The following is a 26,254-nucleotide window of genomic DNA, read 5'->3' as shown; positions in this document are numbered from 1 at the left end:
CTTGTTACATAATAGATTATAAATATTTTAAAATATTTGAACGAAATGAAGTATTTTACAGTCTAATGAAGGAAGGAGGCGAAAAGGATGGAATTTGAAATCACACAGCGTGCTATATGTGGGGATCATCAAGCGATACTTTCTCTTATTGAAATGGATGAAGATATTTTATATCGCATGGCTTTTACATATATGAGAAATGAGCAAGACGCTTTAGACGTGATGCAGGAGTTAGTTTATAAGGCACTAAAAAAAATGCATACCGTTCAACAGCACGAATATGCCAGAACATGGCTCGTGCGTGTCTTAATCAATTGTTGTAAAGATCATTTAAGTAAACACCAACAAACGGTTCAAATTGAAGAATATCACTTATTTGAATGGGCCATTTACTCAGATATTGAGAAATTATTAGAGCAATTAACCTTATCAGAGCAGCAACTCGTCTATATGAAATATTTTCAGCAACTAAAAAACAAAGAAATTGCCGAGCTCAATCAAATTCCTGAGGGTACAGTAAAGTCTAAGCTTCATCACATTCTAAAAAAACTTAGAACCTTCGCTAGAGAAAAGGAGGACTGGCTATGAGTAAAATACCGATTGACGTTCCAAAAGACAAACTTCAACAAATTCGAATAGATACATTTCGTAAAGTGAAGCGAGAAAAAAGAAAAAAGAAACGCATTGTTTCGGTTGCAATAGTATTTTTGTGTTGTCTAAGTCTTTTATTTTCTATTCGAATATCGCCAACAATTGCAAGTCAAATTGCTAAAATACCTGGCCTTGAAGCCATTGTAACAGCGGTAGTAAGAGATAAAGGGATAAAGGATATTGTGGATAATAATTACTATGAAGAAATCAATGAGACCCAGACAAAAAATGACCTATCGCTTACATTGCAAGGCGTAATTGCAGATCATTCGGGTTTTGTTCTTTACTATGACGCGGATGCTCCATTTGAATTATTTTTGGAGAAAGTCCAATTGTTCCAAGGGGATGATGAAATAGAATGTGGGTGTTCCTTTACTCATAATGCAAGTAATCAAACAAAGATTTCTTCTTCAGTTGAATATAGTTTTTCAGAGCCAATCGCCTATACTTCAAAGGATTTTAAAGCTATTTTTCATTTTAATGATAAGGATAAAGGGAACATTGAAATAACAGTACCGTTTTCACTACAAAACGAAATCGCACCGGAAAAAGTTTTTAATGCGAATCGTACTGTAGATGTCCAAGGCCAGAAACTTACAATTAAACAAATTCGCCGTACTCCACTAAAATTGGCACTCGATATTGAAGTAGACGAGGAAAATACAATGCAAGTACTAGCACTGGAAGATATTGCAGTCGTGACGGAAAGTGGTGAACGTAGAGAAACAGTTAGAAATCGCTCATCAATATACAGAAATAATTCCGATGGAAAATTCACGGTATATTTGCAAAGTAATTATTTCGATGATCCAGAGTCATTGACGGTTATAATTGGCGCTGTACAAGCTGTGCCAAAGGGCGAGGATTTTATCGAAGTTGATTTTGGTACACAGAAAATAATCTCCAAACCGGATTATTTAGATTGGGATATATCTGTAGAGCAACAAAGCCTGAAAACTGCTGCAAAGAAATGGGGTGATCGCGAGCGCCATATGTTCTTTGAGAAAGCTCTAAAAGCAGATGGCACGGTTTTAGAATTTGCAGGGGGCTCATACTCAGATGATGATGAGTACCTATACGCAACGGAGACCTTTAAAAATTACAATGGTAAAGCCAAAATATTAATAGACTATTACTTCAATCCTATCGGTCAAAATATTGAATTGAATATTCCATTAAAATAAAATACGGATGTTCAAAAGGGAGGAGATCCTTTTTGAGCATCTTTTTGCATTCGGTTCTTCTTTAGAAAGGGGTTTTCCCATCTTAAAGCGAATGATTAATATTAAGGAAAAGAAGGAGTTGGGTAAATGTTTCACCTAAAAGATGTTTTATCTGATCAGTTGTTGGCGAATGCCAACGATCCAAGTTGGTACGTCCCATTTACAGAGGCTGTTAAAAATCTTACAGAAAAAGAAGCTTTTTGGAAGGTAAGTGAAGACAGTAATAGTATTGCTGAAATTGTACAGCATTTGCTTTATTGGAATGAAACGTGGCAAACGAGATATAAAGAAGATAGTGAAAATGCAGTGCCAACAATAGAGGAGAATGACCGTACGTTTACCATTTCAGAAAATAAAGCTTTCGTGGAACTACAACAACAGCTATTAACAGTTCTTTTAAAGTGGCAAGAAATTTTAACAGAAGAACAGCTTGAAAGCGAAGTGAAAGGGTATTTTAATGCAAAGTGGTGGCAAGTATTGGGGAATGTGACAACGCATAATGCCTACCATATCGGTCAAATTGTTTATATACGGAAGATACAAAAGAGCTGGCAGTGATAAGTAAATCTCGATAGAAGTCTGTGAATCGCCGGTAAGGCAGGGGAAATCGCCGATAGAAGTCTGTGAATCGCCGGTAAGGCAGGGGAAACCGCCGATAGAAGACTGTGAATCGCCGGTAAGGCAGGGGAAACCGCTACTAAAAGTCGATGAATCGACAGTAGACCCGCCGTAACGGACATCAACAGCCCAGCAAAAAAGTGTAAGATTGATCTCAGTCAATCTTACACTTTTCGGATTATACTTCTTCATTAAAATAGATTTTATAAAATTTGCGATTTGTTTCCTCATCAAAGCCAACTTCAATTAGCTCATCCATTTGCTCAATATCACGGACGTTCACTTGAATTTCAATCGCAGAATCTAGTTTGATTTTACGCTTATAACTTTTTTCAGCCTTTGCAATGGCACTTTCGGAAATCACAGTTTCGTACGGCTTAACTGAATTGACGATAATATCTTTTTGCGTTGAATCAACTGCTTCAAATACTGTTTCAATATAATCGTTTACTTGAAATTCTTCTTCACTGCGGAAATAATCGAGCGTTTTGTTTAAAAGACCTAATTTTTCGGGATTGGAAAAACTCTCTTCTTTTAAAATATATTTTTTACATTCGGTTAATGCTAAGTTTGTTTTATGATAATGTTCATCAGCTACTTTAATTTTCAAAAAACGTTCTTGCCAGTAAACGACATCTTCTTTCTTTTTCGTTTTCATAAAGACAACTGGTGCTTCATCTGCCCCCATATCTACAATGACAGCCATATTATTGATTTTCTTTACATTGATGCCGTCGATGCCATTGACAGTCACTTTATTTTGTTCACTTTTCACATCTAAAAACATTTCTTTTTCTTCAATTTTGACAATGGCAATAACTTTCTTTACCTCTGTCGACATTAAACAATTGTCAAATAATCCAATAAATAATTCACCGCTTTTAATATTAGGATGCCCAGATGCACTATGTAAGTGCGTGGCAATATGCTTGGACTGTTCTAGGAAACTAGCTTCCTCATCAAAAATGGCTTTCACATACGTATATACTTCATTTAATCCAATATTTGATTCATGAAAAAATTCAAACTGCTGCTCATAGTCGAGTTTGTTAAATGCTAATTGAGTAAACGCTGCTTCTAACATGACCTCAGGTTGAGAAAATGCTTCCTCTCCATAAACAAGGGTATCACTTACATAATGTACAACATATTGTGCTAACTTACTATCACTTACTTCTAACATAATTTTCCACCTTTATATAATTGTCTCGATAATTTACCATAGCACACCCCACGCAAAATTTACATGGATTTTATATGTTGATAGACCAGGAGTTGGTGTGGTGTAAATGAAGATTCATTTGAGGTGATGGTGTTATTCTCTCGACGTATGAGTTAGAAAACGGTGAAAACTGGTGTGCATATTCTTGATATATAGATTTATTTTGCATAATATTCAGACTTCTCTTTAATGAAATGCTAGTGTTTTGTTATAATTAAAAAAGAAAATGAGGTTATAGGAACGGAGGAAGATGGATATTCGCAATAAAAAAATATGGTTATTGTTGATAGTAGTTGTGATTTGGCTAATATGGTTCTACACTAGACCACTAATTACTTTGAATGAGGCTGTGCCAACATTGGATATTGCGAGCATCAATAATGTTTTGATTTCAGATATGAGAGAATCCTATTATATTGAACAAGAGGAGACAAAACGATTTATCTCAATACTAGATAGTCTCTTGATGAAAAAGAAAATAATTCCTAATCGACCGGCTTTTAATGAAGATGCTTATATTTACTTTTATTCTGTAAATCCAGAACAATCCTATACAATAATTTTAGATTACGAAAGAAATATCATTGGAATTATTGAAAGGCCTAAGATGATGAAGCAATATATTCTAGAGGATAGTTCTGAATTTTTTTCGTTTGTTCAAAGTTATTTACATAGTAATGAGGTAGTCGAATAAATTCGACTACCTCATTATTTTATACAGGGATTCGATTACCTTTTTCATCGTAAAAGGCGTGGATTTTCCCTACTCCTGTTACTCCTTTGAAAAGTTGCTGTGAGTACCCCAGTCACTCACTTCTAAAAACCCTAACTCAATATCGAATGTTTCACTATATCGATATGAATTAACTAAATCACTCTCCAAGCGTTGCACCGCATTATTACCTGCTTTAAGCCCTTGAATCATACCATTGCGGTGTGACTGAGATGGGCTTGAAGCGAGGAAACTAATAACACCTAATGCAACCCCTACTGCGCTACTTTTACCGAAGACCGAATAAGCAATACCTGCAAGCGATGCAATATTTCCTATATTTGATTTAAGTTGATCTGCATTGGTTCTTCCTTCTAGGTAATCTATTGCTGCAATTTGCGCAAGTCGAATTGGGAGAATGTCGCGATCTCCTTTTATTTTCTTTACTTCGATATATTCTTTCGTTACTGTTGGCATATTAACCTCTCCTTTATTGTTATTGTGTTAGCTAACAGTCTATAAAGGTTAACTAGTAGCCAAAATAACAACCATAGATGATATTTAGTTTTATAAAAACCAAGTAGGCAGAAAGGCTATTATTATATGTTCGAAAATGCAATTAATTATTATTATGGAAGGTTGAAAAAATACATGTTAAGTCCCCTTTATGAACAAAGGAGGTTTTAATATGGATCAATCTATATTAGTAAATTTTATTAGTAATGTTGGTTTTCCGATAGTAGCGTTTCTAATGGTTTTTTGGAAATTTGATAAATCCCTAGCCTTATTGACAGAAGCAGTCAATAATAACACGCAAGCAGTGCAGTTACTATTGCAAAAAGAACAGAGGGAGGGGGTCGAACATATAAATTGATGTGGCGCTTTTCGGTTAAATTTCAACGGTTTAAAAAATAGATATAAGTTTTTGAGGTGATAGTCGTGGGTAGGAGATTTGAACAAGAAGTTATTGACCTGTTGACACCAAAAATTAAATCCGTGTTAAGGCAAACTGATAAGCAAAATCGAAAGGATTTGGAGCAAGACTTGATTTTAATAGTGCTTTCAACGATAAAAAGAAATGAATATAAGCAAATCCCCATCCTTCTTTGAACTTATGGATAAAGAGAAATATAAAGTTTGAGGAAATCAAAATTAACGAAGCAGATAGTAAGGTATGTTTTGATTAAATGATCAAAACATACCTTTTTTCTATCAATAGGAAAAAGGTGAATTTACGAGAATTTAGAGTCAAATAGAGTAGAAAAATATGAAATTTGATATAATTTTTAAAAATAAAAATGAGGAGGAACTCTATGCGGAAACGTACAATTTTCATAGTCATTGGTGTCGTTTTAATCTGTATTGCTTTGATGGGATTGGATGTATATGAAAATAAAAAAAGAGAAGCTGCTCTTAAGGCGGAAGCTGAAAAAATTTATACTGTGTCGGACATAATGAAAGATGCTAACTTTGGTGATGAAAATGCAACTTTGCATATTGGAGCAGTGGTAGTCACATTGCAAGAACCTTTTCCTACAATCAAAATTGAAAATGTAGATCAGAAAAAGCGAATTATCAATGAATTAAATAAATTACAACTTAAACAAATAAAAGGTTTCACATCATTAGAAAAAACTGCGTATCTTATAGATATTGCATTGAATAAAGAATATACATTGTATGTATTTGAAAATGAAAAACAAATACGTTTTCTAGATTACGATGACTCAACAGGAAGTGCAAAAGAATATCTTTATTACTATACCATTCTTAATGGAGAGGATTTTTTTGAAGCTTTAAAGGATTTAACTCAAACATAAAAAACCTGCCAATTAAAGGCAGGTTTTTTATGCTGAGAAATTACTTAAGTTTTTCTATTGCATCAACGATGTACTTTAAAACTGTTCTGCTAGTATGAAGGTTAAACGCTACATAGTAAGTTAATGTTAGTGTGATATTCTTATCCCCACTATTAATTGCTTTTCTATGAATAGCGCTTATTTGTCTTGCGCCATTTTTAGCCCTGTTTATAAGGTCTTCTTTTACACCATCCATTCCGTCTGAATAAATTAGGGCGGTACGATTGGCAACTGTTTTAGCAGAAGTCTCGCCAAAGACGATATTTAAAACTTCTGGACTAGTAAGATAGTAAGCATCCGCCATTAAATGCTCTGGATATTTAGATTCTAAATGTGATACCCCAGTAAGTAATGCATGCTCCATTTTTAATAATGTTGCAGGTGTTACAGTAATTATAGAAGAAGCACCTCTTCGAGAACTAATAATCGCCATAATGAAATTCCTCCTTAAAATTTAATATAAAGTGTTAAAGTTGGCCAATTTAACACTTTTTAAAGGGATTTTTAAGGCGATTTATCAACCATTTTTAGCGTTTTTATTTTTAAAAATCTACTTTTTATCTGGTTCTTCTGTTTGCCAATTCATACTCTTTTTTAATTTTTCGTAAGGCTTGATTTTTAATCTTATTGATAGCTTGTTTAGAAACACCAAGCTCCATAGCCAATTCTCCTTCTGTCCAATCCTTCACAAAAAGGAAGTACAGAATCTCTTTTTGTTTTGCACTTAATCTAGAAACGATTTCGTACAGTTGTTTATCTTCAAAAATCATTTCTAATTTACAAGATTCAACAGGTGTGTAGAATTCAAAATTATTAAGGTTTTGTTCATCTGGAATTAAATCAAGCAATTTGCTCCCTCCATCGATATTTTTATCTAATATCAATTGATTCAGTTTACTGTTATGACGAATTTTTTTATCAAATTTTTGAGATTCGAAAATTAAAGTTTGTGAAAAATAACTAAGTAGTTGAATCTTTCGACCATGAATTTGAAACAACTTTTCAATCAATTCTTTTTTGCGAGCAGTAGGCTTTTCTAAATAACTTTGATACAGCTCTTTTATTTCTGCGTTTTTCAAAAAGTTTTTTAGCAACCGGTTTCGAATCAAAAAAACCAACTCCTTTACGTTAGTGAAAACATGTTTTATGGAAGGGAGAGCTTAAAGTAAAATTGGTCTATTTCTACATGTTTTTTTATTTATATAAAGGACTTTTCTTGAAACAAAATCAACTTATACATTTGATTAAAATTGTTAGAGAATTTTCGGTTAATTTAGTAGGGAAATCGTTTTTTTAAGAGTGATATTTTGAGGAAATTGATAAATTTATAAATGAAATATCCATCGTAAAAAATCGTCTATTAGTAAATTTTTTCAATAATTTTTCGCTATTTTCAATTGAAAAAACTGAAAAATTCTGATAAATTATTAAAAAATAAAATAGGGGGAGTTGAAATAGATGAAAATTTAAGTATCGTATCGTTAGAAAGGGAAGGCAATTACATATTTCAAAGATGTTATATTTGGAAGCTATTGAGCGGAACTTTAGAAGTTTACTAATTAAAACGAGTAAATTAAAAAGGTGTGATATCGTTGAAAGGCAAATCTAAAAAAACAATACTATTTTCAATGCTACTGGTTGTAATGATTGCTGTATCATACTATCTTATTGGGAAACAAAAACCGAAACCCGAGGTTATAAGTGAATTGACTGAGATATTGCCGAATGGTGAAATGAAGGTATCCATTATGGAAAAAGTCGATGAAGAAACAATGAAGTGGCTTGACGGAAAAAAAGCAGATATACAATCACTCATAGCAGAACAAACAGGTTTAAAAGGTGAAGATGTTCTAGTTTCGGCAACCTCTGAATCCAATATAGGCGATACAAAGAATCAAGAAATAGAATGTTCAGTTGTGCTACGCACGGAGTCAACATTTGATGACCAAATAATTCAAAACGTCGTAGATGGAATTATCAATGTTTTCAAACAAGATCCTGTTGGTGCAACTATTAATAAAGAAAATATTGTAATTACGAATAACAATAATGATGTCATTCACTGAAAATATAGTTTTTAAGATAATGTCATAAAACGAAGTGAATTTTAGGAATAAGGAGGGGCTAGTTGATAGCATTAAACATGCTTCATTGGGGATTTTATAGTTTGGTATGTTGTTGAACTAGATTTGTTGATAAAAACAAGAGTGATAATGATATATCACTCTTGTTTTTAAATTTATTAATAGATTAAGTTATAAGCTTTTTCAAAAAAACTATCAAATCTTCGTAAATCATCATTAATACCTATATCAGCGTATTCTGTGTGACTAGCAACTACTCTTGAAATAGCTATAGCAATTTTTCCAGCAAGCGTAGCACCGAGAATTACTCGAACAACTTTATTATTTATCACTCTATCCAATACTTCTGGAGTAGCATGAATCCAAATTTCCCAAGCCATTGCCTCAGCTGAAACTGGAAAGCGTTCTCGGAATGTATTTAAATAAATTTTACGAGCTTCTACCGCAAGATTATAACATTCTCTTAATGAACTAGCACATTGTACGGCTGTATTACCATGAATTAAAGAAATTGCGATTGCTCGTTGGTATTTCACGTTAATTCGAGCATTTTGAATAGAACCTACAGCCACATTTTCATAGATGTAATAACCATTTGCTTTGTAATCAAAATTTCCATTATCTTCAGGGAATAATGCCATATTTACCTCTCCTTTTTAATAATTTTGAAAGCAGTTTTTTTCCTAGGAACTTGATTAATGCTTTCAATACTAAAAGGGACATTTGTGACCAATTATCAACCTTAAATATTAATTTTATTTCGAGAATGATAGATTCTATAAACTATGTAAATAATGGAATTTAATAACAACAAGATAATCATCTGTATTGTTATTGTAATAACAACAAATAACACATCTGCAAATAATACAATTTCGCCAGGTGGCAATTCTTGAGCAGGAGTTGATAGAACTGCAATAAACGTAATAATAATCGAACTAAAGAACGCAGCGTAAGCAAAAAGTGCGTGTTGATAAAACTGTAGTTTAAATTTGCTAAACCAAAAAATCATATTAATCAGCACTAATGTAAAAGGGAAAAGTAAAAATTGATAAATCATCATATTTATGGAGTCTTCTAGAAGTGTCCAATAAAGAATTTGGGCTAAAGATATAATGATAATATTTGTAAAGGCTACAATGAACGAACTATTGCTTTTATGCATTACTCCACCCCATTCCACTTTTTTTATTTATTTTAAATACATAGATCTTTGTTTGTAAATTGAAAAGAAAAATAGCAAATCCTACACTACATATCGTTTGCTATTCCAGAAGAGAAAAAACATATATTACTAGGAGTCTATCTTGCAATCTATGGTTTATCGCTTGGGGGCTTTGTGATGGGGATTGTCGTCCAGCTGACACCGTATGCCATAATGTTTATAGTGTGCTCCATTGTGGCACTTATAGCTAATGGATTAGTCTTGTTAAAGCGTAATATTCACTAATTAAAAATGATCCCTTTGCTCAAATAGTTTCCTTATTTGAACAAGAGGGATTTTATATATTATTTTTCGATTTCCACGATAATCTCGTCCATATCAAATTCTTTTAAGTCAGCTTTACTATTCTCTAATCTATATTTCCCTTTAATGGAGCCATCCGTATTGTAATCGACTCCGTCATAATTTGAAAGTGTCACCTTTGGCGTGATGATGAGTTTGGTTGCCTCAGAATTTAGCACCTGGAAGGTTTTATTCCAATTCATTTTGACATCTTCCATACCGGTGCCACCATGATAGGTGCTAACATATCGATGTCCTAAATTATCTTTTACTTCAATATCTACATCGGCCATGTCCCATTCATTTATTATTTCCTTCGAAATAGCTTGTTCGTAATTGATCTGGAACGATGTTGGTGTAAACGTGACATTCTCAATAGTTACTGAAACGCCTTCCTTTTCTTTGTGCTGTTGAATGTATTGCACAGTAATATTAGCTTTGTCTAAATGAAAACTAAATTGCCAGTCACCAGTAATGCGCTCTTTATCAGTTGTCAGATCAGAAAGGATATAATCAAGCTTCCAATCTACATCGATGGAAGAATACTTTTCCTCCGCAAAAGTTGTGGCTTTCCCAACATATTTATTTTCTTCTATTCGAGAAACCTCATGCGTTCCATCTCCTTTATTTTCTATTAGCGGGATACCCTTAATATGGAGTGTGTCGCCCATGTATCTATCGGTATCAATTGTATAGGTGACAATTAGCTTTTCACCATCATATACGGCATCATTCACCGTTACCTTAATGCCATTGCTTTCTGCGACGCCGTTTATTGGATATGAGTTTTCCATATAGTCTACAGATAAGCCATCGTTATTAAAATATTTATAGATATTTCCTATAATCGGAATCTCTTCTGCATTAGCTGTAAACGATAAACCAAAGAGGGTGGAGGCAATTAAACCTAACGTAAGAGACGCAGCAGTTACTGCCTTTTTCCACTTCTTTTGTTTGCCTGCGTGAATACTTTTTAAAAGTTCTTTTTTTACTCTAGCCTTGTCAAACGCACTGACCTCTATCTCTTCAAACTCTTCTATGTCAATCTCCAAATCATTTAAATGCTTATAAATATTCTTCATACCATACTACCTCCCGTTAAAAAATCAGATGCATGTACTCTTAGTTTCTTTTTACAGCGATAAATGCGATTGTCGATAGAAGCTTTTGTTTTTCCAAATCTGCGAGCGATGTCTTCTGAATGTTCACCAAGGAAAAATTTTCGAATAAAGATTTGTTGATCAATTGGATCAAGTCTGTTAATCAATTGCATGAGTTCTGACCTATTTTCATTGCGCAGCAAATCCTTTTCTACAGAGTTAGCAGTAAAAGTCTCTATGTAATTACTGGAAACCTCCATATTTTTTGCAGCTTTTCGATAATAATCAATGGCCTTAAACTTCGCTATCGAACAAATCCAACTTTTGAATTTAGCAGAGTCACCATTGAAATCATTTGCATGATGCCAAACAGATAAGAAAATATCATTGACACATTCATCTATCATGCCTTCGTTTTGAAATGGAGATAGAACTTTATAGGTGATGCCCTTTATTAGGGATAAATAGTTGTCCACAATATATTCGAGTGCGTCTTCTTTTCCGAATTGCAGACGCTGAATAAAATTTGTTTCATTAGATTTCATCTACAATGGCTCCTTCAAATTTTTGTAAAGGCCTTTACATTTACTATAACGAAAGGAAGCCAATAATTTCTCATTTTTAACTTAAAGATTTTCACTAAAAATATTTGGAAGTAGGAGGTGAGAGATAATTACGTTGTTTAGATGAATACTGATAGCATTTAGAAAGATGTATATTTTGAAAATATGTTATTAGCATCAAATAACCAAAGGTTTTCAGAAAATCTTCGAAATCCTTTGGTAGAACTTTTACCTATATAATTGGTGGGGGAATTAAAGATTGTAATGGAACATTTTCCTGAACTTCTGAATGAAAGTCAGTAATTTTACGTGGTTGACAAAGAGTGGCTATAAGTTCAATGATTACCTTATTAAAGGAATAGATGCTTTGACAAATCGATAGCATTATAACCAACTCAATGCAATTGGAATTGTTATAAAATGAAGATGAAGGAATAATATGGGTCCTACATTTAACATCAATTACGCTAGCATTAATTTCTGTATCGGGAGGTGCACATAAAAAGACAGTTTCTACTTCAGAAAATGGAAAAATACATTTAGAACAAATTTCATCTTTAGTATTAATAAATTGTACGCAAATAAAACCTTCTACTAAAAAATCCACTATATGGAGTAAAATAGGTTCTCCTCGCTCATCCGTAACATGAACGCATTCTCTATTTTCTGAACATGTCATTTCTTTGCATGTAATTAAGCAGCTACTATCACAAGAATTAGGATTCCCATGACAATCAGATACATAACAAATTGTTTTCTTAATATCTCTATATGAATTTATTTTGTAATCATCGCTTGGATGATAATGAAACATTATTTTAAATTCCCCGTGGCAGTTTGGCGTATTTTCGCCATCACATTGGACTTCTATCAAATCGAGGTGTGTAAAGGTTGCTGAAAATGAACTACCTTCGTTAACTTCTGCTTGTTTTTCACCATTAACAAATACAGATAAAATATTACCATATCCACTTTTAAAATTAATGCAAAGAGAGCCACCAATTTGGTTAATGCCGTACGTTGTCCATAAAATGGTGCGTTCCAATTCTCCACTCGGAACCGAAAAATTACAACAAATAAAATCATCAAACTTTTTTTGATCTAGCTGAATAATTTCCTTTAACTTTATAACCGTTGATTTATTAACCCAATCATATATTTTAGATACCTTTACACAATGAACGGATGGTTTCTCATTTTGCATGATTCCCCTTGTTCCTCCCTTCAAAGTAATAGTCTTATCTAGACTATGTTTTTTAAATAAATGTGGTCACGGCTATGTTTGAGCATCAACAGTCAATTCCCAAGCTGTAGTAGTTTGTATTTGAAAAGAAAATTCAAACATTTAACTTTTTATTGAGAGGATAGGCAATTTTAAAAATTATAGGCTTTTAAATATAGCGTTACAGTAGTCTAAATTCTTTTTGACACAAAGCATCTACTATATAGAACCATAAAATACTTTAGAAGGAGTTGAATATAATTATGTGTCAAAGTTCTGGAAATATTGTCGGTAACTTTAGTTGCTGCGAGCCTAAAAAATATGTACAAGATAAAGTATGTAATAGTTTCACAGTTGCAGGTGACGATGTAGTTGGTGCTGAAATCATTTACGCTACAAATGCAAACGAGGTTATTTTTGCATCTGGATTTATAAAAAATATTGGTAACTTCCCTCTTACTGTTCAATTTGTAAAGGGAGCTGACCCTGTTGCAGGAACGGGTGGTACAGTCGTTAGACAAACTGTAGTGCCAATTGGAGGAGCCTTTACTTTTACAATTTCACGATTCGATACAATTCGAGTTTTCGCAACGGGTGCAACAGATACACTACCAGCTGCTGGCGAATTCTGTATTACACCTCGATATGAACTTTCTTAATTAGTTTTGATTTAATAACTATAAGGTATGCAAAGTATAAAGTGGAATTCATATTAAAAAAGCTGATAGCCGATTTCCGAAGATGCTGGGAAATTGGCTTTTTACGTTATCCTTGTGCTTAATTATGATAGTTATTAACGAGATAAAAATATTGCTTTGTATTTTGTAGAATTCTATCATCTTGTATCTGAAATACTGCCTCGTTCAAAAAGCATTGTACCAAGTGTTTAATATGACTTTCTTTAAATATACATAAGAGATACCGTCATAATTAATGACATTAAACTTCTCTATAACTTCCTTTTATTTGGGATGCATTTTATGTAGCAGAAGAATCGAGGAACAAAGAAATTAGCGGGACAGGCTTAGGATTGTCGATTGTTGCTAGCATCTTAGCTAAAAATGATTTACAGTATGAAGTGGTGTTAGTAGACTCGTATATTCGTTTTACGATATGGTTTGATTTAGTTGAATCAAAATAAAACAAAGAACGGGCATCTATTTGATGCACGTTTTTTCATTTATTAAGTGCCTTTTTCTGACTATCATAAAAGTACACATTACTGTAACATAGCACCTTTATAATAATGGTTATAGATTTGAAAGGGGCTTTCACATTGGAATGAAGAGTTTTAAAAGGATTGTAAAAATAGTTTTATTACTGATGGTATTAATAGGTTTATTTATAGGGTACGCTTTTAAAGTTGAACCAACTAGGCTTGTCATTCATTCGTATGATTTAAATGAGGACAAAGGTGAATCAGTCAAAATAGTTCAAATATCTGATATTCAAGTTAGTGAAACTTACACAATAAAACAATTAAATCGTTTAGTAGAAAAAATAAATCAATTATCGCCTGATATTATTGTTTTTACAGGGGATTTATTCGAAAATTTTTCTACGTTTCAACAGAAACAACAAGTAACTGAAAATTTATCAAAGCTTAAAGCTACTGTCGGGAAATATGCAGTTTGGGGAAATCGCGATTATGGTGGTGGTGCTTTTAAAATATATGAAGATTTATTAACGAATTCAGGTTTTACTTTATTAAAAAATAGTGGAGTAAATATCACTGTATTACATGATAAGAAGCTATTTATCGGAGGATTGGATGATGGTTTGCTTGGAAATCCAGATGTAGACCAATTGTTAGCGCAAATGGATGATAGTTTTGATTATGAAATTGTACTTATGCATGAACCAGATATGGCGGACCTATTAAAAGATACTTCTGCTAATTTATTGTTAGCTGGGCATAGTCATGGAGGACAAATAAAAATTCCATTTATGAAAACAATGACTACTTCCTTGGCTGAAAAATATAGTGATGGATTTTATACTATTAATAAAAGCAATGGGATGCAGCTTTATGTAAATACCGGAATAGGGACATCTAGAATTCCAGCTCGTTTTATGGTCCCGCCTGAAATCTCCGTTTTTAATATTCATTTGTAAGATTATATATAAGTTGTCGTGAATAATCTTATAGTTATATACTTTAATAAACTGATTATATAGGGAGTTGAAAGAATGTTGGCACGATCTAAAGTATTGTATTTTGTCTTTAGCCTGATGGCACTAGCTTTTGTTCTGACAGGTTGTGGAACATCAAAAGAGGATAAGACAGCGGAAGAAAAAGTAGATTATGCATCTGCAGTGAAAGAAAATCCAATTGTGACAATTACGATGAATGATGATAAAAAAATTGTTATTGAACTAGAGCCTAAAGTAGCGCCGAATACAGTTGCTAATTTTATTTCCTTAGTAAAAGATGGTTTTTATGATGGGCTTATTTTTCATCGTGTAATTCCTGGCTTTATGGTTCAAGGAGGAGATCCTGCTGGAAATGGATCAGGTGGACCAGAGTATTCGATTAACGGTGAGTTTACAAATAATGGCTTTGAAAATAATTTAAAACATGAACGTGGTGTGATATCAATGGCACGGACGAATGGCAATCCAAATTCTGCGGGCTCACAATTTTTTATTATGACTGAAGAATCGTCCCATCTAGATGGCGATTATGCTGCTTTTGGAAAAGTCATCGAGGGGATGGAAACGGTAGATGAAATTGTTGCAGTTGATCGAGATGCTACAGATAAGCCGTTAGAAGACCAAATCATGAAAAAAGTCGAAGTGGATACAAAGGGCTTTGACTATCCCGCACCAGTAGTACAAAAATAGTATAAGTCATACTACTTAAATTAAAAAGCACGTTGATTAACCGCAGTGATGCGGCTGGTCAACGTGCTTTTCTTTGGAGGAACAAAGCTAATTTTGCTCCTCATTTTTTTATTTCAGTAATTCTAAAACACCTTCATTAGAAAGAGAGAATCAGAAAGTGGCGTTTTGGAGGAATCGTTATTATAAAGAAGATGGTACATACTCTTTTTGCATCGAAATAAGCCATATAAAATCATCTTCAGCTATCATTTGAATGTCGTGACCAAGCTGAATTAACTGCTCCGCCTTTAAATGTTTTGTGCTTTTTTCTCGTCGGTTCTTGCCAAGAATAAGGAAATCTGTCTCTTTTGTCACGGCCCCTTGCATGAAAGCTCCACAAGCTCGAGCCTTTTTTGCAGCTACAGAGCGTGTCATCGTGGAGAGGGCTCCTGTAAAGACAATTTGTTTATTATAAAATGGATGCATTAAACGTTCGGATGGATTGGATAGGTAGATAACTTCTGTATTGTCTTGATTTTTGTTCATGTCGGTCTCCTAAGAGGTTGATTTTAGAGGAGTGTAATATCTTGCTTTAAAATTAGACTTACTCTTCCGATATTTTTAAAATAGTACTTTGTCGTAAATATGTAATGTTGTATTGTATGGATAATTGCTGTAAAAAGCAAAGAAGCGCCGGTATTTGACCAGTGATAAGCAATTTCTCGTATTTTTGCTTTTCTTCGAATGTAGCAACTTTACGGAAATAACCCCACATATGCTGGCACGCATTGCGCATGCTGCCGTCAGTGGGGGTTTGTTGTAATGCTGCTTCGATTAATTGTTCAATTTGTTCATGGGGCAGTAAATCGCGCATTGCCAGCCGAAGCTGATTGTAATGCTTTTGGCTATGAAACATGACACGATATTTTTCTTCTCGCCATAATTTTTCTGTTTGTTGCCGTTTCATACAATCACCTTCCCATAACAATTTATTATAGTATAAACATCATACATGTTGATTAACGACATTGCTATGTTATATTAGCTTAACAAATAAATAACACTGTATGTTGGAAAATATGAGATGGTCTTGACCAATTTTTAAAACGCGTGCTGGATTTCCTACGTTGGTAGAGTGTGAATAGCCAATAATAAGTGGGATGTATGACAGTTATGATTGAATTACATATAGCAAATTGGTATATTAATGTATAAATAATAAATCGATGATGTGATCAAGTAAATAAGTATTGTGAAACAGAAAATATAGCCTAGGCTGAAAGCTATATCACCTCTTCTTATTGAACCCTACCACGGAGATGTCAGTTAACAACTAACCGAGTCGTTTCGTTACAAACGTTTAGAGGACTTAATTTTTTATTAAGTCGAACTAAGGTGGTACCACGTCAATTAGCGTAAAGACGTCCTTTATTAGGATGCTTTATGCTTTTTTTATTATTAAAAACATAGGAGGAAAAGAAGATGGCTCAAAAAATAAACGATTTTTCAAAATGGTATGTGGATACGATTCAAAAAGCGGACTTAATGGATTACACGCCAGTTCGTGGCTGTATTGCCTTTAAACCAGACGGCTATGAATTATGGGAGCACATTCAAGCGGAGATGGATAAGCGGTTTAAAGAAACAGGTCACCGCAATGCTTACTTCCCGATGTTAATACCAGAATCATTTTTTCAAAAGGAAAAAGATCATATTGAAGGATTTTCACCAGAGCTTCCATGGGTCACAGAAGCGGCGGGTGAGAAGCTGGAGGAACGCTTAGCATTGCGTCCAACTTCAGAAACAATGATTGGACATTTGTATTCAAATTGGATTAAAAGTTATCGCGATCTTCCAGTGTTAATTAATCAATGGGCAAATGTATTCCGTTGGGAGAAGAAAACGCTTCCGTTTATCCGTACTTCTGAATTTTTATGGCAAGAAGGTCATACTGCCCATGTCGATGAAGAAGATGCACGTAAAGAAACAATGCAAATGTTAGCAATTTACAAAGAAGTGGTAGAAGGATTGCTAGCGATTCCAGTATATGATGGACAAAAGACACCATCTGAACGCTTTGCAGGAGCGGTTGATACATTCTCTATAGAAGCCATGATGAAGGATGGAAAAGCTGTACAAGCAGGTACATCCCATTACTTAGGTACAAAATTTGCTGAAGCATTTGATATAAAATATTTAAATAAAGAAAATAAACATGTTTATGTGCATACAACTTCTTGGGGTACATCGACACGATTAATCGGTTCTGTCATCATGGTGCATGGTGATGAGCAAGGTCTTGTTTTACCACCAAAGATTGCACCGACTCAAGTAGTGTTAATCCCTGTTGGACCATGGAAAAAGAACCCTGCTATTATCGAGAAATTAGATGAAATCTTTGCAGCGTTAAAAGCAAAAGGAATTCGTGTTCGCCTTGATGACTCGGATCAATCGCCAGGCTATAAATTTAATGAGTGGGAGTTAAAAGGTGTACCGGTACGTATTGAGTTAGGACCACGTGATTTAGAGAATCAAGAAGGTTTAATGAAAGCCCGTGATGAAGAAGAAAAAGTTTCTGTATCTTTAGAAACAATTGTTGAAAGCATTGAAACAGAACTTGAAACAATGCAAACACGTCTTTTCGAAAAAGCAAAAGCTTTCCGTGCGAATAACTCGCATACACATATTGATTCAATGGAGCAGTTACAACAACATTTAACTCAAGCTGAACAGAATGAAACAATACCAGGTTGGATTTTAGCAGGTTGGTGTGGAGACGATGCATGTGAAGAAAAAGTAAAAGAAGAGACAAAATTCACAACACGTAATATTCCATTTAACCCACCAGTTACAAAGGATACGTGCATTCATTGTGGGAAAGAAGCAAAACATACAGTTTGGTTTGCACGTGCTTACTAATTTACGACTAAGTACAAATATAAAGCGTTTCAACAATTTTGTTGAAACGCTTTATTAATGACTTTATACTCATATTCTACGACTCTAAAAAAATAAATATCACTAATATAGATTATAGGGAAGAAATTGTAATAATAATACATAATTTTTATTATAAATTGGTTTAAAAGTGTTAATAGTTTAAAATATGTATATATTTACATTTTAAGGATAAGTGATATACTAGTTAGTAATAGGAAAAGTAAAACATCATAAGTCATCGTTGACAAAATTAATAGTTGGCATTTAGCAGAACGTTAATAAAGGATGGATACTGCAGAAACTTTATTTTTATACCTCTAGTATTGTATAGAGAGTATGATACATATGTAAGTCCAATGAAATGAATGTCTAGTACGTTTCACGTTATTTTAGTAAGCGCTTTCATGGGTGCTAGGTAAAATTGTATTTGTTATACCAAAGTCGAACATCCAAAATATTGCGTATTGTTAACAGTCCATTTTAATCGTTAGAAAGCTGTAAGGTGAAATCTCAATAAAATAAATAATTGGTAGGGTGAATGATGGAGGGAATTAAGCAATCATTAAAGATAATTGCAGGTAATTATCAACTATCAGATGAGTTTAATCGCTGTTTAAACGACTTATTAGATCAACATGAAGGTGGTGATTTTAGTGGTTTAAGTAAATTGCATTTTCAAATGAATGGTGGCACATTAACGAAATCTATAGAAGACGTTTTTAATCTTCTAGAATTATGGATTCTTTTTACGGATATCGTTGATGATATTGAAGACGGTGATGAATCAAAGTGGGGAATAGATGGGAACATATTGCTGAATGCTTCTACAGCTTTAGTTAGTATCGTATTGTTGGAGCTAGAAAAGCTAGAGATACCTTATAAAAGTGAGGTAACCCGTTTATTTTGCCATTACTTACTACAAGCAGTTGACGGACAGCATCATGACTTAATGAACAAGATAACATCTGAAGAAATGTATATAGATGTTGTTAAAAAGAAATCAGGTTCATTAATAGCACTTTCATCAACGCTTGGAGCAGTGTTAGCGACTGGAAAATATACAACTAAGCTTGAAATGAGTGCGCACTATATCGCAATTGTCGCTCAACTTAAAAATGATTATAACGACTTATTAAATTTACAAAAAGATTTACAAGTAAAAAAAAGAACCTTGCCATTACTATATCTATTACAATACGAGGATTCGTCATTTGACGAATTGCGATTGTATTATAGACAGCAGGGCAAAACAACTACGAAGATTTGTATTACTAAACAGCAGATTGTAGATTCTGGATTACACGTTTACGTGCATCTAATGCAATCTAAATATCTTAATCTTGCACTAGACTTATTAAAAGAAGTATATCCAACAAAAAATGTTGAAATATTCAAACAATATATTTAGATGGGGTGAAGGACATGTTAGAAATTACTCAATATCTTCAAAAAAACAGAAACATTTTAGACCTTTTAAAAGAGAATAAAGTATCGCTTTTAAATATCAATGAATTTGAAAAAAATTTAATTTTAGAGTCTTTTGAACAAGGCGAAAAGAAAGTATTAAAAAATAATCTTTCTGCTTACTGGCGCGCGTAATTATTACCACTAAGGTCATTTGTAGACTTTCTATTGTGGTTAATAGTCCTGTCATTAGGAGTACTTGTTTAAGCGCAAATAGGGAGGATTTTACAAATTAGTGACGTAAACAATAAGCTTAGAATTAGAGGGGATGAAGCTATGTATCAATAGTTCATCTCCTTTTTTATTACATAACACACATAGTGAAACAAATACAAATAGGCTATCTTAAGAAATAGACAGCCTATTTGTATTCACAGTACTTCTGCAAAGCAGACAAGTGGCCAAGCGGAAATTCCCTATCTTATTAAATAACTTCTACCACCGTCATTTTCCCAACGATCAATATCCCTTCCATCTTCGTCCCACACATCGGGTCTTTCTCTGCAAGACATTTTCTACATCACCCTTTATCCATTAGTTCATTTCTATATTATGTAATGTTGTAAATTTTAGTTCATAGAAAAGGTTGAAATCGCCCGTAAGTCCGCGTGAATCGCCGATTAACTGGTTCCAATCGCTGATAAAACAATGTAAATCGCCGATAAGCGGGGGCAAATCGCCGATAAAACTGTAACTATCGTTAATAGAAATTGAAACGACAACTTTATTAGGAAGAAATCATAAATTCCTCTTTGTAAAGCTATATTTTTGCATATGTGCCAAGTTGTAAGGCGCATATACTGTAGTGAGGAAGGGGGGAGGTGAGTAAATATGAGAATTAACTGGAAGGTTCGATTCATGCACAAGCCGTTTGTATTAGCGTTGTTTTCCATGCTGCTACTACTCGCTCAGCAAGTGGGAGCTTTGTTCGGCTTTGATTTAACGAGCGGAATGAGCGAGCAGCTAACGTCCATTTTGAATACAGTGTTATCGATTCTTGTATTAATGGGGGTTGTTGTTGATCCGACTACAAGTGGCACCAGTGATAGTGAACGTGCTTTAATGTATCGCAGACCAAGATAAACATTTCATTACATTAAAAAAAGTGTAATTTTACAATAGAATGAATATGATATAATGTAAGAAAATTCTAATGGCTAGGGGGATGATTAATTGTCGCTTGAAATGGAGCAGCGAATCGCTAAGCTTGAAAGGGAAATGGAAGAGTTACGGCAGGAGATGGATGTATTAAAGCAACAACAGTCACAACAAAAGACAACTGTAAAAAATGTTAACCAATCCATCACTGTACAACCTGCATTACCAAAACCAAAACCAACACAAAATTTAACACCAAAACCAACACAAAATTTAACACAAAAATCAACACCGAAAACTAATGCTCAGCCACAGCGTTCATTTGAGGAGCAAATTATGTGGGCGCTCCCGAAAGTATTTATGGTCATTTTAGTGTTGGGAGTGTTATGGGGTCTAAAGCTTGTTAGTGATTATGGCTACTTATCGAACGAGGTGAAAATCATCCTCGCTTACTTATTATCAATCGCATTAGGGGCTATCGCTTATGTTTTAGAACATAAAAAGCTGGCATCACCAGCTGTAACCATTTCCTTATACGGTGGGGCATTTATCGTAGGGATTTTAACAACTGCGGCTGGTGCTATTTTATACGAGGTATTAGGCTTAACTTTAGCACTGTTCATTGCCTTTGGGTTTATTGTCTATGGTATAGCCATTAGCTATTTAAAGAAAAATGAGGTACTTACTTTATTTGTTGCCTTTACCTCGTTGTTACTACCTTATTTACTTGAGTACATGGATTTTAGCGCGTTCATTATATTAATTTTTGTGATTGTCCTGTTTACGATGCTGCAATTCGTTATTCTTCAACATAAACAAAAAATTGCGCTCTATGTCACAACCTTTTTCTCTATTATGGCAATAAGTATTGTAGCGTTTATGAATAGTGACAATCGAGTTATTTTTGCAATAGGACTGCTCATTACACTTGCAATCTTTTACACGAGTTGGTGTCGCTTGTACAATGCTGAATCTAAATGGAAGCATTTTCATGCTGGACTACAATTTAGTTTAGGAATCTTTAGTTTACTACTTATGAACCTAGTAAGTAGTCGGCTTGAATATAATGAGGTACTACTGCTTGGACAATGTATTTTGTTTGTAACTGTAGCGGGTTATAGCTATAAGCAAAAATGGCAGGAGGCATTTGATAGTGCTGTAACGCTCGCATTTATTACACTTTGTAATACGGTTTTAATTATGAATATACCAGAAAAGGTTGATGATTTACTTTTACCATTCATGACATTTGCAGGTGTTATGATGAGCTTACGACTACGAGCAAGTTTAATGAAGGTCGTCAGTTCATTAGGGTTTTCAATTGCACTTATTTTAAGCTTTATCGTACATGAGCCGACCCCATTTTTTAGTATAGGACATATTAGCTTAATATTGCCTGGCGTATACCTGTTAATTATTTATATATATACAATACGTCAGAAGGAAACATTGAATGCTTTTGAGAAGATTATGAAGGATTTATATGTGACTGATATTTTAGCTGTTATTACAGCTGGATACTTCCTTGCTTATATTGCTAAGCTTGATAGTGTTTATGTTACAAGTGCTAGCAATTTCCCACATTTGATGAGTATCGGCATAGTAATATTGTTTGTGGGCTCGCTGTTGCTACCTGAAAAATATAAAGGCCGTGCATTAACGCCAGTTGCCGGTGTGTTTTTCCTTCTTGTTACGTTCATGCTTAGTGTAATCCCATATAATATACAAGGGATTGAGTGGCTAAATATTGGTACTAGATTAGTCTATATTGCAGTATTTGTAGCTATCATCCTCGATTTACTGAGGAAGGGGCGCATTTATCAAATTTATCAACAACATATGACGAAATTTTTAGATCCAATTGTCAGCGCAAGCGTGGTATTCACGATGATTGCACTATGTGGTCTAGTGTCACAGCTAGCTTATAATAATCTACTGGATTGGAAACTTAGTATTGCATTCACGACAATAACACTATTCTTGTCGGCAAGTCTGTCACTATGGCTCGGCTCAGTACGACACTTACGAATACTTCGGCTTTCTGGCTTTGCCATACTAGCCATCGCATTCGTAAAGCTTATATTCTTCGACTTATCGGCACTCGATTTGTTAATAAGAGCAGTACTTTTCATTGCAATTGGTGGAATTGGCATGCTGCTGTCGGGGCGGTTGTTGCAGAAATAACAAAAAATCACAGGCTAACATGTAGTGTTTGCCTGTGATTTATTTTTGAAATAATAATAGCTTAGAAATTTTCTAGTATCATAGGTTCGGTTGTGGTAGTTATTTTGATTGTATTTTGATCCCGTGTTTCAATAAACTTTTTAATCATTTCAAAATCATAATTTACACGTAATCTAGATTCAGAAGTTAAATCCCCTGTATTTGCTTTTCCTCTTAATGCGGTTAGGACAATTCTATTTGCAGAAATTCCCCCATTTATTTTAATATTAGAACCAAAACCATACATTAAAAAATGACCTTTCGTATAGAAGAAACCATCAATATTACTGTAATTATTAATAGCTGTTTCGGAAGAAATATTTGAAATATTTATAAAGTCATTTGCAAAGAAGAAATTGGTACCTCCGTTGTAACCATTAATAACACTGGATGTAATATCAATATCTTTTAAAGAGTAAAAAGTGGCATCGCCATATAATTTAGCACCTTTAATATCAATATAACCTTCTACATAGTATTTCCCTTGTAAAGTAATATCGTAATAATTACTTTGATTATTTTCTAAAGTATCGGTTCCAGCATAAGGACCAATTAATAAATTCCCTTTAATATAATATGAATCTTTTTTATTACCATAGGAAGTATTTTTGTTTTTTTCACCTTTTATAGTAATAGTATTACAGGCATCAGTGTTATTATTGCAGCTTTTTAATAGTGTTTTCCCGCTTGGGTTCACTTCCTCTTTAATATTTATTGTATCTTGCAATACATTTTGAACAATCACTCTAGGTTTGTTCTTCTCACTAAGATTATAGTCTTTAAATAATTTTTGAAGTTTGCTTTGTTCATTGGCATCCATTTCATTCACTTTAAATAAAGTATAGTTATTACTTAAATAGCTCAAAGATGGGGCTTTTATAAAACTATCAAATGAAGTACCAGTTATATTTTTTTTCATTTCGATAATATTTTTTTTAGGATTAACAATAATCTTTGGAAATGAATTTCCTTCAGCAGCAGTAAGTTTTGCAAACGTACTATCTTTCCAAGTTGGACTATTTAAATAGCCACTAAAAGCTGATTTATATAAGTAAATATCTCCATCAGCTTTTATATCACCTAGCACATCAATACCACCAAATAAAAATAGATTCCCTCCATTTCCTTTTTCATCTGCATTTGTCGAGATGGCATAGTTAAGTTGCTCTGGAACTGAACTAGAGCCAACTACAATTTTTGCATAACTAATATTATGTTGATTTGATTTATTTGTAATTCCTTCACTTTTCACAGTAATTATTCGTTTTAAACGATCTTCTTGTTTATCAGAAAATTTTTCGCTTTTTTGAATACATATTTTCGTATTTCCTAATTTCCCTTTAATACTGATGGTTTTTGGGCATAGATAGTTGGATTTACTAGAATCCTCGAGCGAGTCTTTAAGGATTTGTTCAAACTCTAAAATAGTTACACCGGTAGTCCCGATTTTTTGTTTGAAATATGTGTCGATTTCAGTTTGGATATAGTCTATGCCTTTAGTAGATAAATCTTGGGCAAGAACGACCTCTTCTCTTTTATGATTTTTAGTGTAGCCACTAGTTGTAATTATTTGCAAACTTATACCTAAAATAGAGACGATAATAATCAAGCAAAAAACAATATATAACGCGTATCCATTTTGATTACTAAGTAGTTTTCTCATTGGCGCACTCCTTGTACTAATTTTTTATATCCGGAATACTTTGTATTTGGTTTTCAAAATAATATACTTTTGAAAACTTTTTATTATCGTATTGTAGCGCTAACTTTATATGGTAACTTACTTTCTTATTTGTACTAGTGCTGCTCTTTATATATGAATCTTTGTGGATCGTTATATAGGGATTGGAAACAAGGTACTCTTGATTTTTAATGCTCAATTTCATAATTGTTCTTCCATCGACAGTAGTGGGAGTAAAGCCTGTAATTAAACAATTATTTTTGTATTCGACTGATGTTGGCTTTGAGCATGATGATTCAAGTATTGAAGTATAGATTAAATATTTTTTGTTAATGTCATCAAACTCAGTTTTTCGTACTTCGTTTTCTTTTAATGTATAAAAGTTTTTGACAAGATTACTCATGATTAAATCAGCTTCGTCTCGAATGTTGTTTTCTATTATTATCTTTTTTTGGGTGTTTATACTATTAGTGAGAAATGAGAAAGAAAATATGGCTATAGTGACCGTCAATACTATAGTTGCTAAAACTTCTATTAAAGTTAAACCGCATTCATCAAGTTTATTTTTTTTCAATTTGAACATACCCCTCTGTGGTGCTTGAGATTATTCTATTATTTATTTTTTTACTAGAAGTTACTGTTACAACTATATTTATTTTATTTTGATTAATTTCAGTTGTAATTGCATTGGAAATTACATTTGTGTTTGACGGTTTAATGCTAACGGTATAGGTAGGAGATTTAGGATCGTCTATTATTTTTACTGTTTTTGGGTAATCTTTAAAATAATCTTCTATGTTAGTAATTTTTTTTTCTTCAAGCCCTGTAGCCTTTAACCTTTCTAAATAGGCATCCGCTAAATTAATAACCACTAACTTTTCATTATTAATATTTGCTGTACTATTTGCCTGAACAAAAATTTGAGCAAAGCTTAATAAAATAATAGATATTAATACGATAGATGCCACAACTTCTAATAAAGAAAATCCTCGCTGTGATTTTATCCTTTTCATATACTCACCTCGATTATAGAGTGCTTTATCCAAAAATTCCGTTATGTTACATATTGATAGGTAGTTTTCAGCCTAATTATATAGGTTAAAAAACACATTTACAATATAATGAAATGAATGAAATTACACACTTTATATATATATTGTACGAAAATGTGACAAATTTTAGGTTAAAAGATATATTCAAACGAGTTGATTTTGTAGTATTATAAAAATATAGATATATAGTAATGATTTTAAGTAATATAATA

29 protein-coding genes and 1 other annotated feature are annotated in these 26,254 nt (G+C 33.3%); of the genes, 15 read left to right on the top strand and 14 right to left on the bottom strand.

Features of this window, described 5'->3' with window-relative positions:
• The first annotated feature begins 87 nt into the window (after positions 1-87).
• The 3 genes from ACIP9C_RS04125 to ACIP9C_RS04115 all read left to right on the top strand — a co-directional run bounded on the left by ACIP9C_RS04125 (position 88) and on the right by ACIP9C_RS04115 (position 2,432).
• Positions 88-588 carry a sigma-70 family RNA polymerase sigma factor gene (locus ACIP9C_RS04125; RefSeq protein WP_401008860.1) on the top strand — a complete coding sequence of 167 codons (501 nt, stop codon included), beginning with the start codon at positions 88-90 and terminating at the stop codon, positions 586-588.
• The gene (locus tag ACIP9C_RS04120; protein WP_401008858.1) at positions 585-1,835 is read left to right on the top strand and encodes a DUF4179 domain-containing protein; all 1,251 of its coding nucleotides are present in this window, start codon (positions 585-587) and stop codon (positions 1,833-1,835) included. The genes ACIP9C_RS04125 and ACIP9C_RS04120 overlap by 4 nt, the downstream gene beginning before the upstream one ends.
• A gap of 126 nt (positions 1,836-1,961) precedes the next feature.
• Positions 1,962-2,432: a DinB family protein gene (locus ACIP9C_RS04115; RefSeq protein ID WP_401008856.1), complete on the top strand. Its 471-nt coding sequence runs from the start codon at positions 1,962-1,964 to the stop codon at positions 2,430-2,432.
• 238 nt (positions 2,433-2,670) lie between these two features.
• Here the strand turns inward: ACIP9C_RS04115 and ACIP9C_RS04110 are convergent, their stop codons facing one another.
• Positions 2,671-3,675: a nucleoid-associated protein gene (locus tag ACIP9C_RS04110; protein ID WP_401008855.1), complete on the bottom strand. Its 1,005-nt coding sequence runs from the start codon at positions 3,673-3,675 to the stop codon at positions 2,671-2,673.
• A 289-nt stretch (positions 3,676-3,964) separates the two neighbouring features.
• Between ACIP9C_RS04110 and ACIP9C_RS04105 the strand changes: the two genes are divergently transcribed.
• Complete coding sequence (locus ACIP9C_RS04105) at positions 3,965-4,408, top strand: hypothetical protein (protein WP_401008853.1); 444 nt, start codon at positions 3,965-3,967, stop codon at positions 4,406-4,408.
• 78 nt (positions 4,409-4,486) lie between these two features.
• On the opposite strand, the gene ACIP9C_RS04100 is transcribed toward ACIP9C_RS04105, so the two are convergent.
• Positions 4,487-4,903, bottom strand: coding sequence for a hypothetical protein (locus ACIP9C_RS04100; RefSeq protein ID WP_401008851.1), 417 nt, complete (start codon positions 4,901-4,903; stop codon positions 4,487-4,489).
• Positions 4,904-5,114: 211 nt separating this feature from the next.
• Between ACIP9C_RS04100 and ACIP9C_RS04095 the strand changes: the two genes are divergently transcribed.
• Entirely contained in the window at positions 5,115-5,300 is a 186-nt protein-coding gene (locus tag ACIP9C_RS04095; RefSeq protein WP_401008849.1) for a hypothetical protein, read from the top strand.
• Between the two features lie 439 nt (positions 5,301-5,739).
• Complete coding sequence (locus ACIP9C_RS04090; protein WP_401008847.1) at positions 5,740-6,246, top strand: hypothetical protein; 507 nt, start codon at positions 5,740-5,742, stop codon at positions 6,244-6,246.
• 40 nt (positions 6,247-6,286) lie between these two features.
• Here ACIP9C_RS04090 and ACIP9C_RS04085 read toward each other — a convergent pair whose 3' ends face one another.
• Entirely contained in the window at positions 6,287-6,718 is a 432-nt protein-coding gene (locus tag ACIP9C_RS04085; RefSeq protein ID WP_401008845.1) for a hypothetical protein, read from the bottom strand.
• A gap of 124 nt (positions 6,719-6,842) precedes the next feature.
• On the bottom strand, positions 6,843-7,394 hold the full coding sequence (locus ACIP9C_RS04080; RefSeq protein ID WP_401008844.1) for a sigma factor-like helix-turn-helix DNA-binding protein: 552 nt from the start codon (positions 7,392-7,394) through the stop codon (positions 6,843-6,845).
• Positions 7,395-7,877: 483 nt separating this feature from the next.
• On the opposite strand from ACIP9C_RS04080, the gene ACIP9C_RS04075 reads away from it, so the two are divergent.
• On the top strand, positions 7,878-8,351 hold the full coding sequence (locus ACIP9C_RS04075; RefSeq protein ID WP_401008842.1) for a hypothetical protein: 474 nt from the start codon (positions 7,878-7,880) through the stop codon (positions 8,349-8,351).
• A 176-nt stretch (positions 8,352-8,527) separates the two neighbouring features.
• On the opposite strand, the gene ACIP9C_RS04070 is transcribed toward ACIP9C_RS04075, so the two are convergent.
• From ACIP9C_RS04070 to ACIP9C_RS04050, 5 genes are all read right to left on the bottom strand, one after another.
• Positions 8,528-9,010: a hypothetical protein gene (locus ACIP9C_RS04070; protein ID WP_401008840.1), complete on the bottom strand. Its 483-nt coding sequence runs from the start codon at positions 9,008-9,010 to the stop codon at positions 8,528-8,530.
• A gap of 101 nt (positions 9,011-9,111) precedes the next feature.
• Positions 9,112-9,534 (bottom strand): hypothetical protein, encoded by a 423-nt coding sequence (locus ACIP9C_RS04065; protein ID WP_401008839.1) that lies wholly within the window; start codon positions 9,532-9,534, stop codon positions 9,112-9,114.
• Between the two features lie 344 nt (positions 9,535-9,878).
• Positions 9,879-10,958: a DUF4179 domain-containing protein gene (locus ACIP9C_RS04060; RefSeq protein WP_401008837.1), complete on the bottom strand. Its 1,080-nt coding sequence runs from the start codon at positions 10,956-10,958 to the stop codon at positions 9,879-9,881.
• Entirely contained in the window at positions 10,955-11,521 is a 567-nt protein-coding gene (locus ACIP9C_RS04055; protein WP_401008835.1) for a sigma-70 family RNA polymerase sigma factor, read from the bottom strand. Before ACIP9C_RS04055 ends, ACIP9C_RS04060 begins: the two co-directional genes overlap by 4 nt.
• 250 nt (positions 11,522-11,771) lie before the next feature.
• A complete protein-coding gene (locus ACIP9C_RS04050) occupies positions 11,772-12,743 on the bottom strand; it encodes a BMQ_0737 family morphogenetic spore coat protein (protein WP_401008833.1) in 972 nt (323 codons plus the stop codon).
• Between the two features lie 281 nt (positions 12,744-13,024).
• On the opposite strand from ACIP9C_RS04050, the gene ACIP9C_RS04045 reads away from it, so the two are divergent.
• The 3 genes from ACIP9C_RS04045 to ACIP9C_RS04035 all read left to right on the top strand — a co-directional run bounded on the left by ACIP9C_RS04045 (position 13,025) and on the right by ACIP9C_RS04035 (position 15,605).
• Positions 13,025-13,420, top strand: coding sequence for a DUF3992 domain-containing protein (locus tag ACIP9C_RS04045; protein WP_401008831.1), 396 nt, complete (start codon positions 13,025-13,027; stop codon positions 13,418-13,420).
• Between the two features lie 622 nt (positions 13,421-14,042).
• Positions 14,043-14,876, top strand: coding sequence for a metallophosphoesterase (locus ACIP9C_RS04040; protein WP_401008829.1), 834 nt, complete (start codon positions 14,043-14,045; stop codon positions 14,874-14,876).
• Positions 14,877-14,951: 75 nt separating this feature from the next.
• Entirely contained in the window at positions 14,952-15,605 is a 654-nt protein-coding gene (locus ACIP9C_RS04035) for a peptidylprolyl isomerase (RefSeq protein ID WP_401008827.1), read from the top strand.
• 180 nt (positions 15,606-15,785) lie between these two features.
• On the opposite strand, the gene ACIP9C_RS04030 is transcribed toward ACIP9C_RS04035, so the two are convergent.
• Together ACIP9C_RS04030 and ACIP9C_RS04025 are read right to left on the bottom strand one after the other, a co-directional pair.
• Positions 15,786-16,130 carry a BRCT domain-containing protein gene (locus ACIP9C_RS04030; protein ID WP_401008825.1) on the bottom strand — a complete coding sequence of 115 codons (345 nt, stop codon included), beginning with the start codon at positions 16,128-16,130 and terminating at the stop codon, positions 15,786-15,788.
• 58 nt (positions 16,131-16,188) lie between these two features.
• On the bottom strand, positions 16,189-16,551 hold the full coding sequence (locus ACIP9C_RS04025; RefSeq protein WP_401008823.1) for a YbgA family protein: 363 nt from the start codon (positions 16,549-16,551) through the stop codon (positions 16,189-16,191).
• A 250-nt stretch (positions 16,552-16,801) separates the two neighbouring features.
• Positions 16,802-17,016: a binding site (T-box leader), on the top strand.
• A gap of 50 nt (positions 17,017-17,066) precedes the next feature.
• On the opposite strand from ACIP9C_RS04025, the gene proS reads away from it, so the two are divergent.
• The 5 genes from proS to ACIP9C_RS04000 all read left to right on the top strand — a co-directional run bounded on the left by proS (position 17,067) and on the right by ACIP9C_RS04000 (position 23,270).
• Positions 17,067-18,503, top strand: coding sequence for a proline--tRNA ligase (gene proS, locus ACIP9C_RS04020; RefSeq protein ID WP_401008821.1), 1,437 nt, complete (start codon positions 17,067-17,069; stop codon positions 18,501-18,503).
• 562 nt (positions 18,504-19,065) lie between these two features.
• On the top strand, positions 19,066-19,932 hold the full coding sequence (locus tag ACIP9C_RS04015) for a polyprenyl synthetase family protein (protein WP_401008819.1): 867 nt from the start codon (positions 19,066-19,068) through the stop codon (positions 19,930-19,932).
• A 14-nt stretch (positions 19,933-19,946) separates the two neighbouring features.
• Positions 19,947-20,123 (top strand): hypothetical protein, encoded by a 177-nt coding sequence (locus tag ACIP9C_RS04010; RefSeq protein WP_401008817.1) that lies wholly within the window; start codon positions 19,947-19,949, stop codon positions 20,121-20,123.
• A 696-nt stretch (positions 20,124-20,819) separates the two neighbouring features.
• Positions 20,820-21,071, top strand: coding sequence for a phage holin (locus ACIP9C_RS04005; RefSeq protein WP_173478208.1), 252 nt, complete (start codon positions 20,820-20,822; stop codon positions 21,069-21,071).
• 90 nt (positions 21,072-21,161) lie between these two features.
• Positions 21,162-23,270: a DUF2339 domain-containing protein gene (locus ACIP9C_RS04000; protein ID WP_401008815.1), complete on the top strand. Its 2,109-nt coding sequence runs from the start codon at positions 21,162-21,164 to the stop codon at positions 23,268-23,270.
• A 61-nt stretch (positions 23,271-23,331) separates the two neighbouring features.
• On the opposite strand, the gene ACIP9C_RS03995 is transcribed toward ACIP9C_RS04000, so the two are convergent.
• From ACIP9C_RS03995 to ACIP9C_RS03985, 3 genes are read right to left on the bottom strand one after another with little or no spacing between them, the layout of a single operon-like run.
• The gene (locus ACIP9C_RS03995; RefSeq protein WP_401008813.1) at positions 23,332-24,972 is read right to left on the bottom strand and encodes a hypothetical protein; all 1,641 of its coding nucleotides are present in this window, start codon (positions 24,970-24,972) and stop codon (positions 23,332-23,334) included.
• Positions 24,973-24,988: 16 nt separating this feature from the next.
• Positions 24,989-25,564, bottom strand: a complete 576-nt coding sequence (locus ACIP9C_RS03990; protein ID WP_401008811.1) for a PulJ/GspJ family protein — start codon at positions 25,562-25,564, stop codon at positions 24,989-24,991.
• Complete coding sequence (locus ACIP9C_RS03985) at positions 25,551-26,003, bottom strand: type IV pilus modification PilV family protein (protein WP_401008809.1); 453 nt, start codon at positions 26,001-26,003, stop codon at positions 25,551-25,553. The genes ACIP9C_RS03990 and ACIP9C_RS03985 overlap by 14 nt, the downstream gene beginning before the upstream one ends.
• Positions 26,004-26,254: the final 251 nt, after the last annotated feature.

The organism is Lysinibacillus sp. NPDC093210, assembly GCF_044753985.1.
GTDB lineage: Bacteria > Bacillota > Bacilli > Bacillales_A > Planococcaceae > Lysinibacillus.
The sequence above is the reverse complement of the archived record's forward strand: the minus strand, read 5'-3'. Positions and strand labels throughout refer to the sequence as shown.

Bases quoted from the DNA above. Each gene is read 5' to 3' on its own strand.
- ACIP9C_RS03985 (WP_401008809.1), bottom strand. From the start codon at position 26,003: ATGAAAAGGATAAAATCACAGCGAGGATTTTCTTTATTAGAAGTTGTG.
- ACIP9C_RS03995 (WP_401008813.1), bottom strand. From the start codon at position 24,972: ATGAGAAAACTACTTAGTAATCAAAATGGATACGCGTTATATATTGTT.
- ACIP9C_RS04100 (WP_401008851.1), bottom strand. From the start codon at position 4,903: ATGCCAACAGTAACGAAAGAATATATCGAAGTAAAGAAAATAAAAGGA.
- ACIP9C_RS04055 (WP_401008835.1), bottom strand. From the start codon at position 11,521: ATGAAATCTAATGAAACAAATTTTATTCAGCGTCTGCAATTCGGAAAA.
- ACIP9C_RS04060 (WP_401008837.1), bottom strand. From the start codon at position 10,958: ATGAAGAATATTTATAAGCATTTAAATGATTTGGAGATTGACATAGAA.
- ACIP9C_RS04070 (WP_401008840.1), bottom strand. From the start codon at position 9,010: ATGGCATTATTCCCTGAAGATAATGGAAATTTTGATTACAAAGCAAAT.
- ACIP9C_RS04050 (WP_401008833.1), bottom strand. From the start codon at position 12,743: ATGCAAAATGAGAAACCATCCGTTCATTGTGTAAAGGTATCTAAAATA.
- ACIP9C_RS04010 (WP_401008817.1), top strand. From the start codon at position 19,947: ATGTTAGAAATTACTCAATATCTTCAAAAAAACAGAAACATTTTAGAC.
- ACIP9C_RS04120 (WP_401008858.1), top strand. From the start codon at position 585: ATGAGTAAAATACCGATTGACGTTCCAAAAGACAAACTTCAACAAATT.
- ACIP9C_RS04110 (WP_401008855.1), bottom strand. From the start codon at position 3,675: ATGTTAGAAGTAAGTGATAGTAAGTTAGCACAATATGTTGTACATTAT.
- ACIP9C_RS04035 (WP_401008827.1), top strand. From the start codon at position 14,952: ATGTTGGCACGATCTAAAGTATTGTATTTTGTCTTTAGCCTGATGGCA.
- proS (WP_401008821.1), top strand. From the start codon at position 17,067: ATGGCTCAAAAAATAAACGATTTTTCAAAATGGTATGTGGATACGATT.
- ACIP9C_RS04085 (WP_401008845.1), bottom strand. From the start codon at position 6,718: ATGGCGATTATTAGTTCTCGAAGAGGTGCTTCTTCTATAATTACTGTA.
- ACIP9C_RS04115 (WP_401008856.1), top strand. From the start codon at position 1,962: ATGTTTCACCTAAAAGATGTTTTATCTGATCAGTTGTTGGCGAATGCC.
- ACIP9C_RS04125 (WP_401008860.1), top strand. From the start codon at position 88: ATGGAATTTGAAATCACACAGCGTGCTATATGTGGGGATCATCAAGCG.
- ACIP9C_RS04090 (WP_401008847.1), top strand. From the start codon at position 5,740: ATGCGGAAACGTACAATTTTCATAGTCATTGGTGTCGTTTTAATCTGT.
- ACIP9C_RS04040 (WP_401008829.1), top strand. From the start codon at position 14,043: ATGAAGAGTTTTAAAAGGATTGTAAAAATAGTTTTATTACTGATGGTA.
- ACIP9C_RS04065 (WP_401008839.1), bottom strand. From the start codon at position 9,534: ATGCATAAAAGCAATAGTTCGTTCATTGTAGCCTTTACAAATATTATC.
- ACIP9C_RS04030 (WP_401008825.1), bottom strand. From the start codon at position 16,130: ATGAACAAAAATCAAGACAATACAGAAGTTATCTACCTATCCAATCCA.
- ACIP9C_RS04095 (WP_401008849.1), top strand. From the start codon at position 5,115: ATGGATCAATCTATATTAGTAAATTTTATTAGTAATGTTGGTTTTCCG.
- ACIP9C_RS04105 (WP_401008853.1), top strand. From the start codon at position 3,965: ATGGATATTCGCAATAAAAAAATATGGTTATTGTTGATAGTAGTTGTG.
- ACIP9C_RS04015 (WP_401008819.1), top strand. From the start codon at position 19,066: ATGGAGGGAATTAAGCAATCATTAAAGATAATTGCAGGTAATTATCAA.
- ACIP9C_RS04025 (WP_401008823.1), bottom strand. From the start codon at position 16,551: ATGAAACGGCAACAAACAGAAAAATTATGGCGAGAAGAAAAATATCGT.
- ACIP9C_RS04045 (WP_401008831.1), top strand. From the start codon at position 13,025: ATGTGTCAAAGTTCTGGAAATATTGTCGGTAACTTTAGTTGCTGCGAG.
- ACIP9C_RS04005 (WP_173478208.1), top strand. From the start codon at position 20,820: ATGAGAATTAACTGGAAGGTTCGATTCATGCACAAGCCGTTTGTATTA.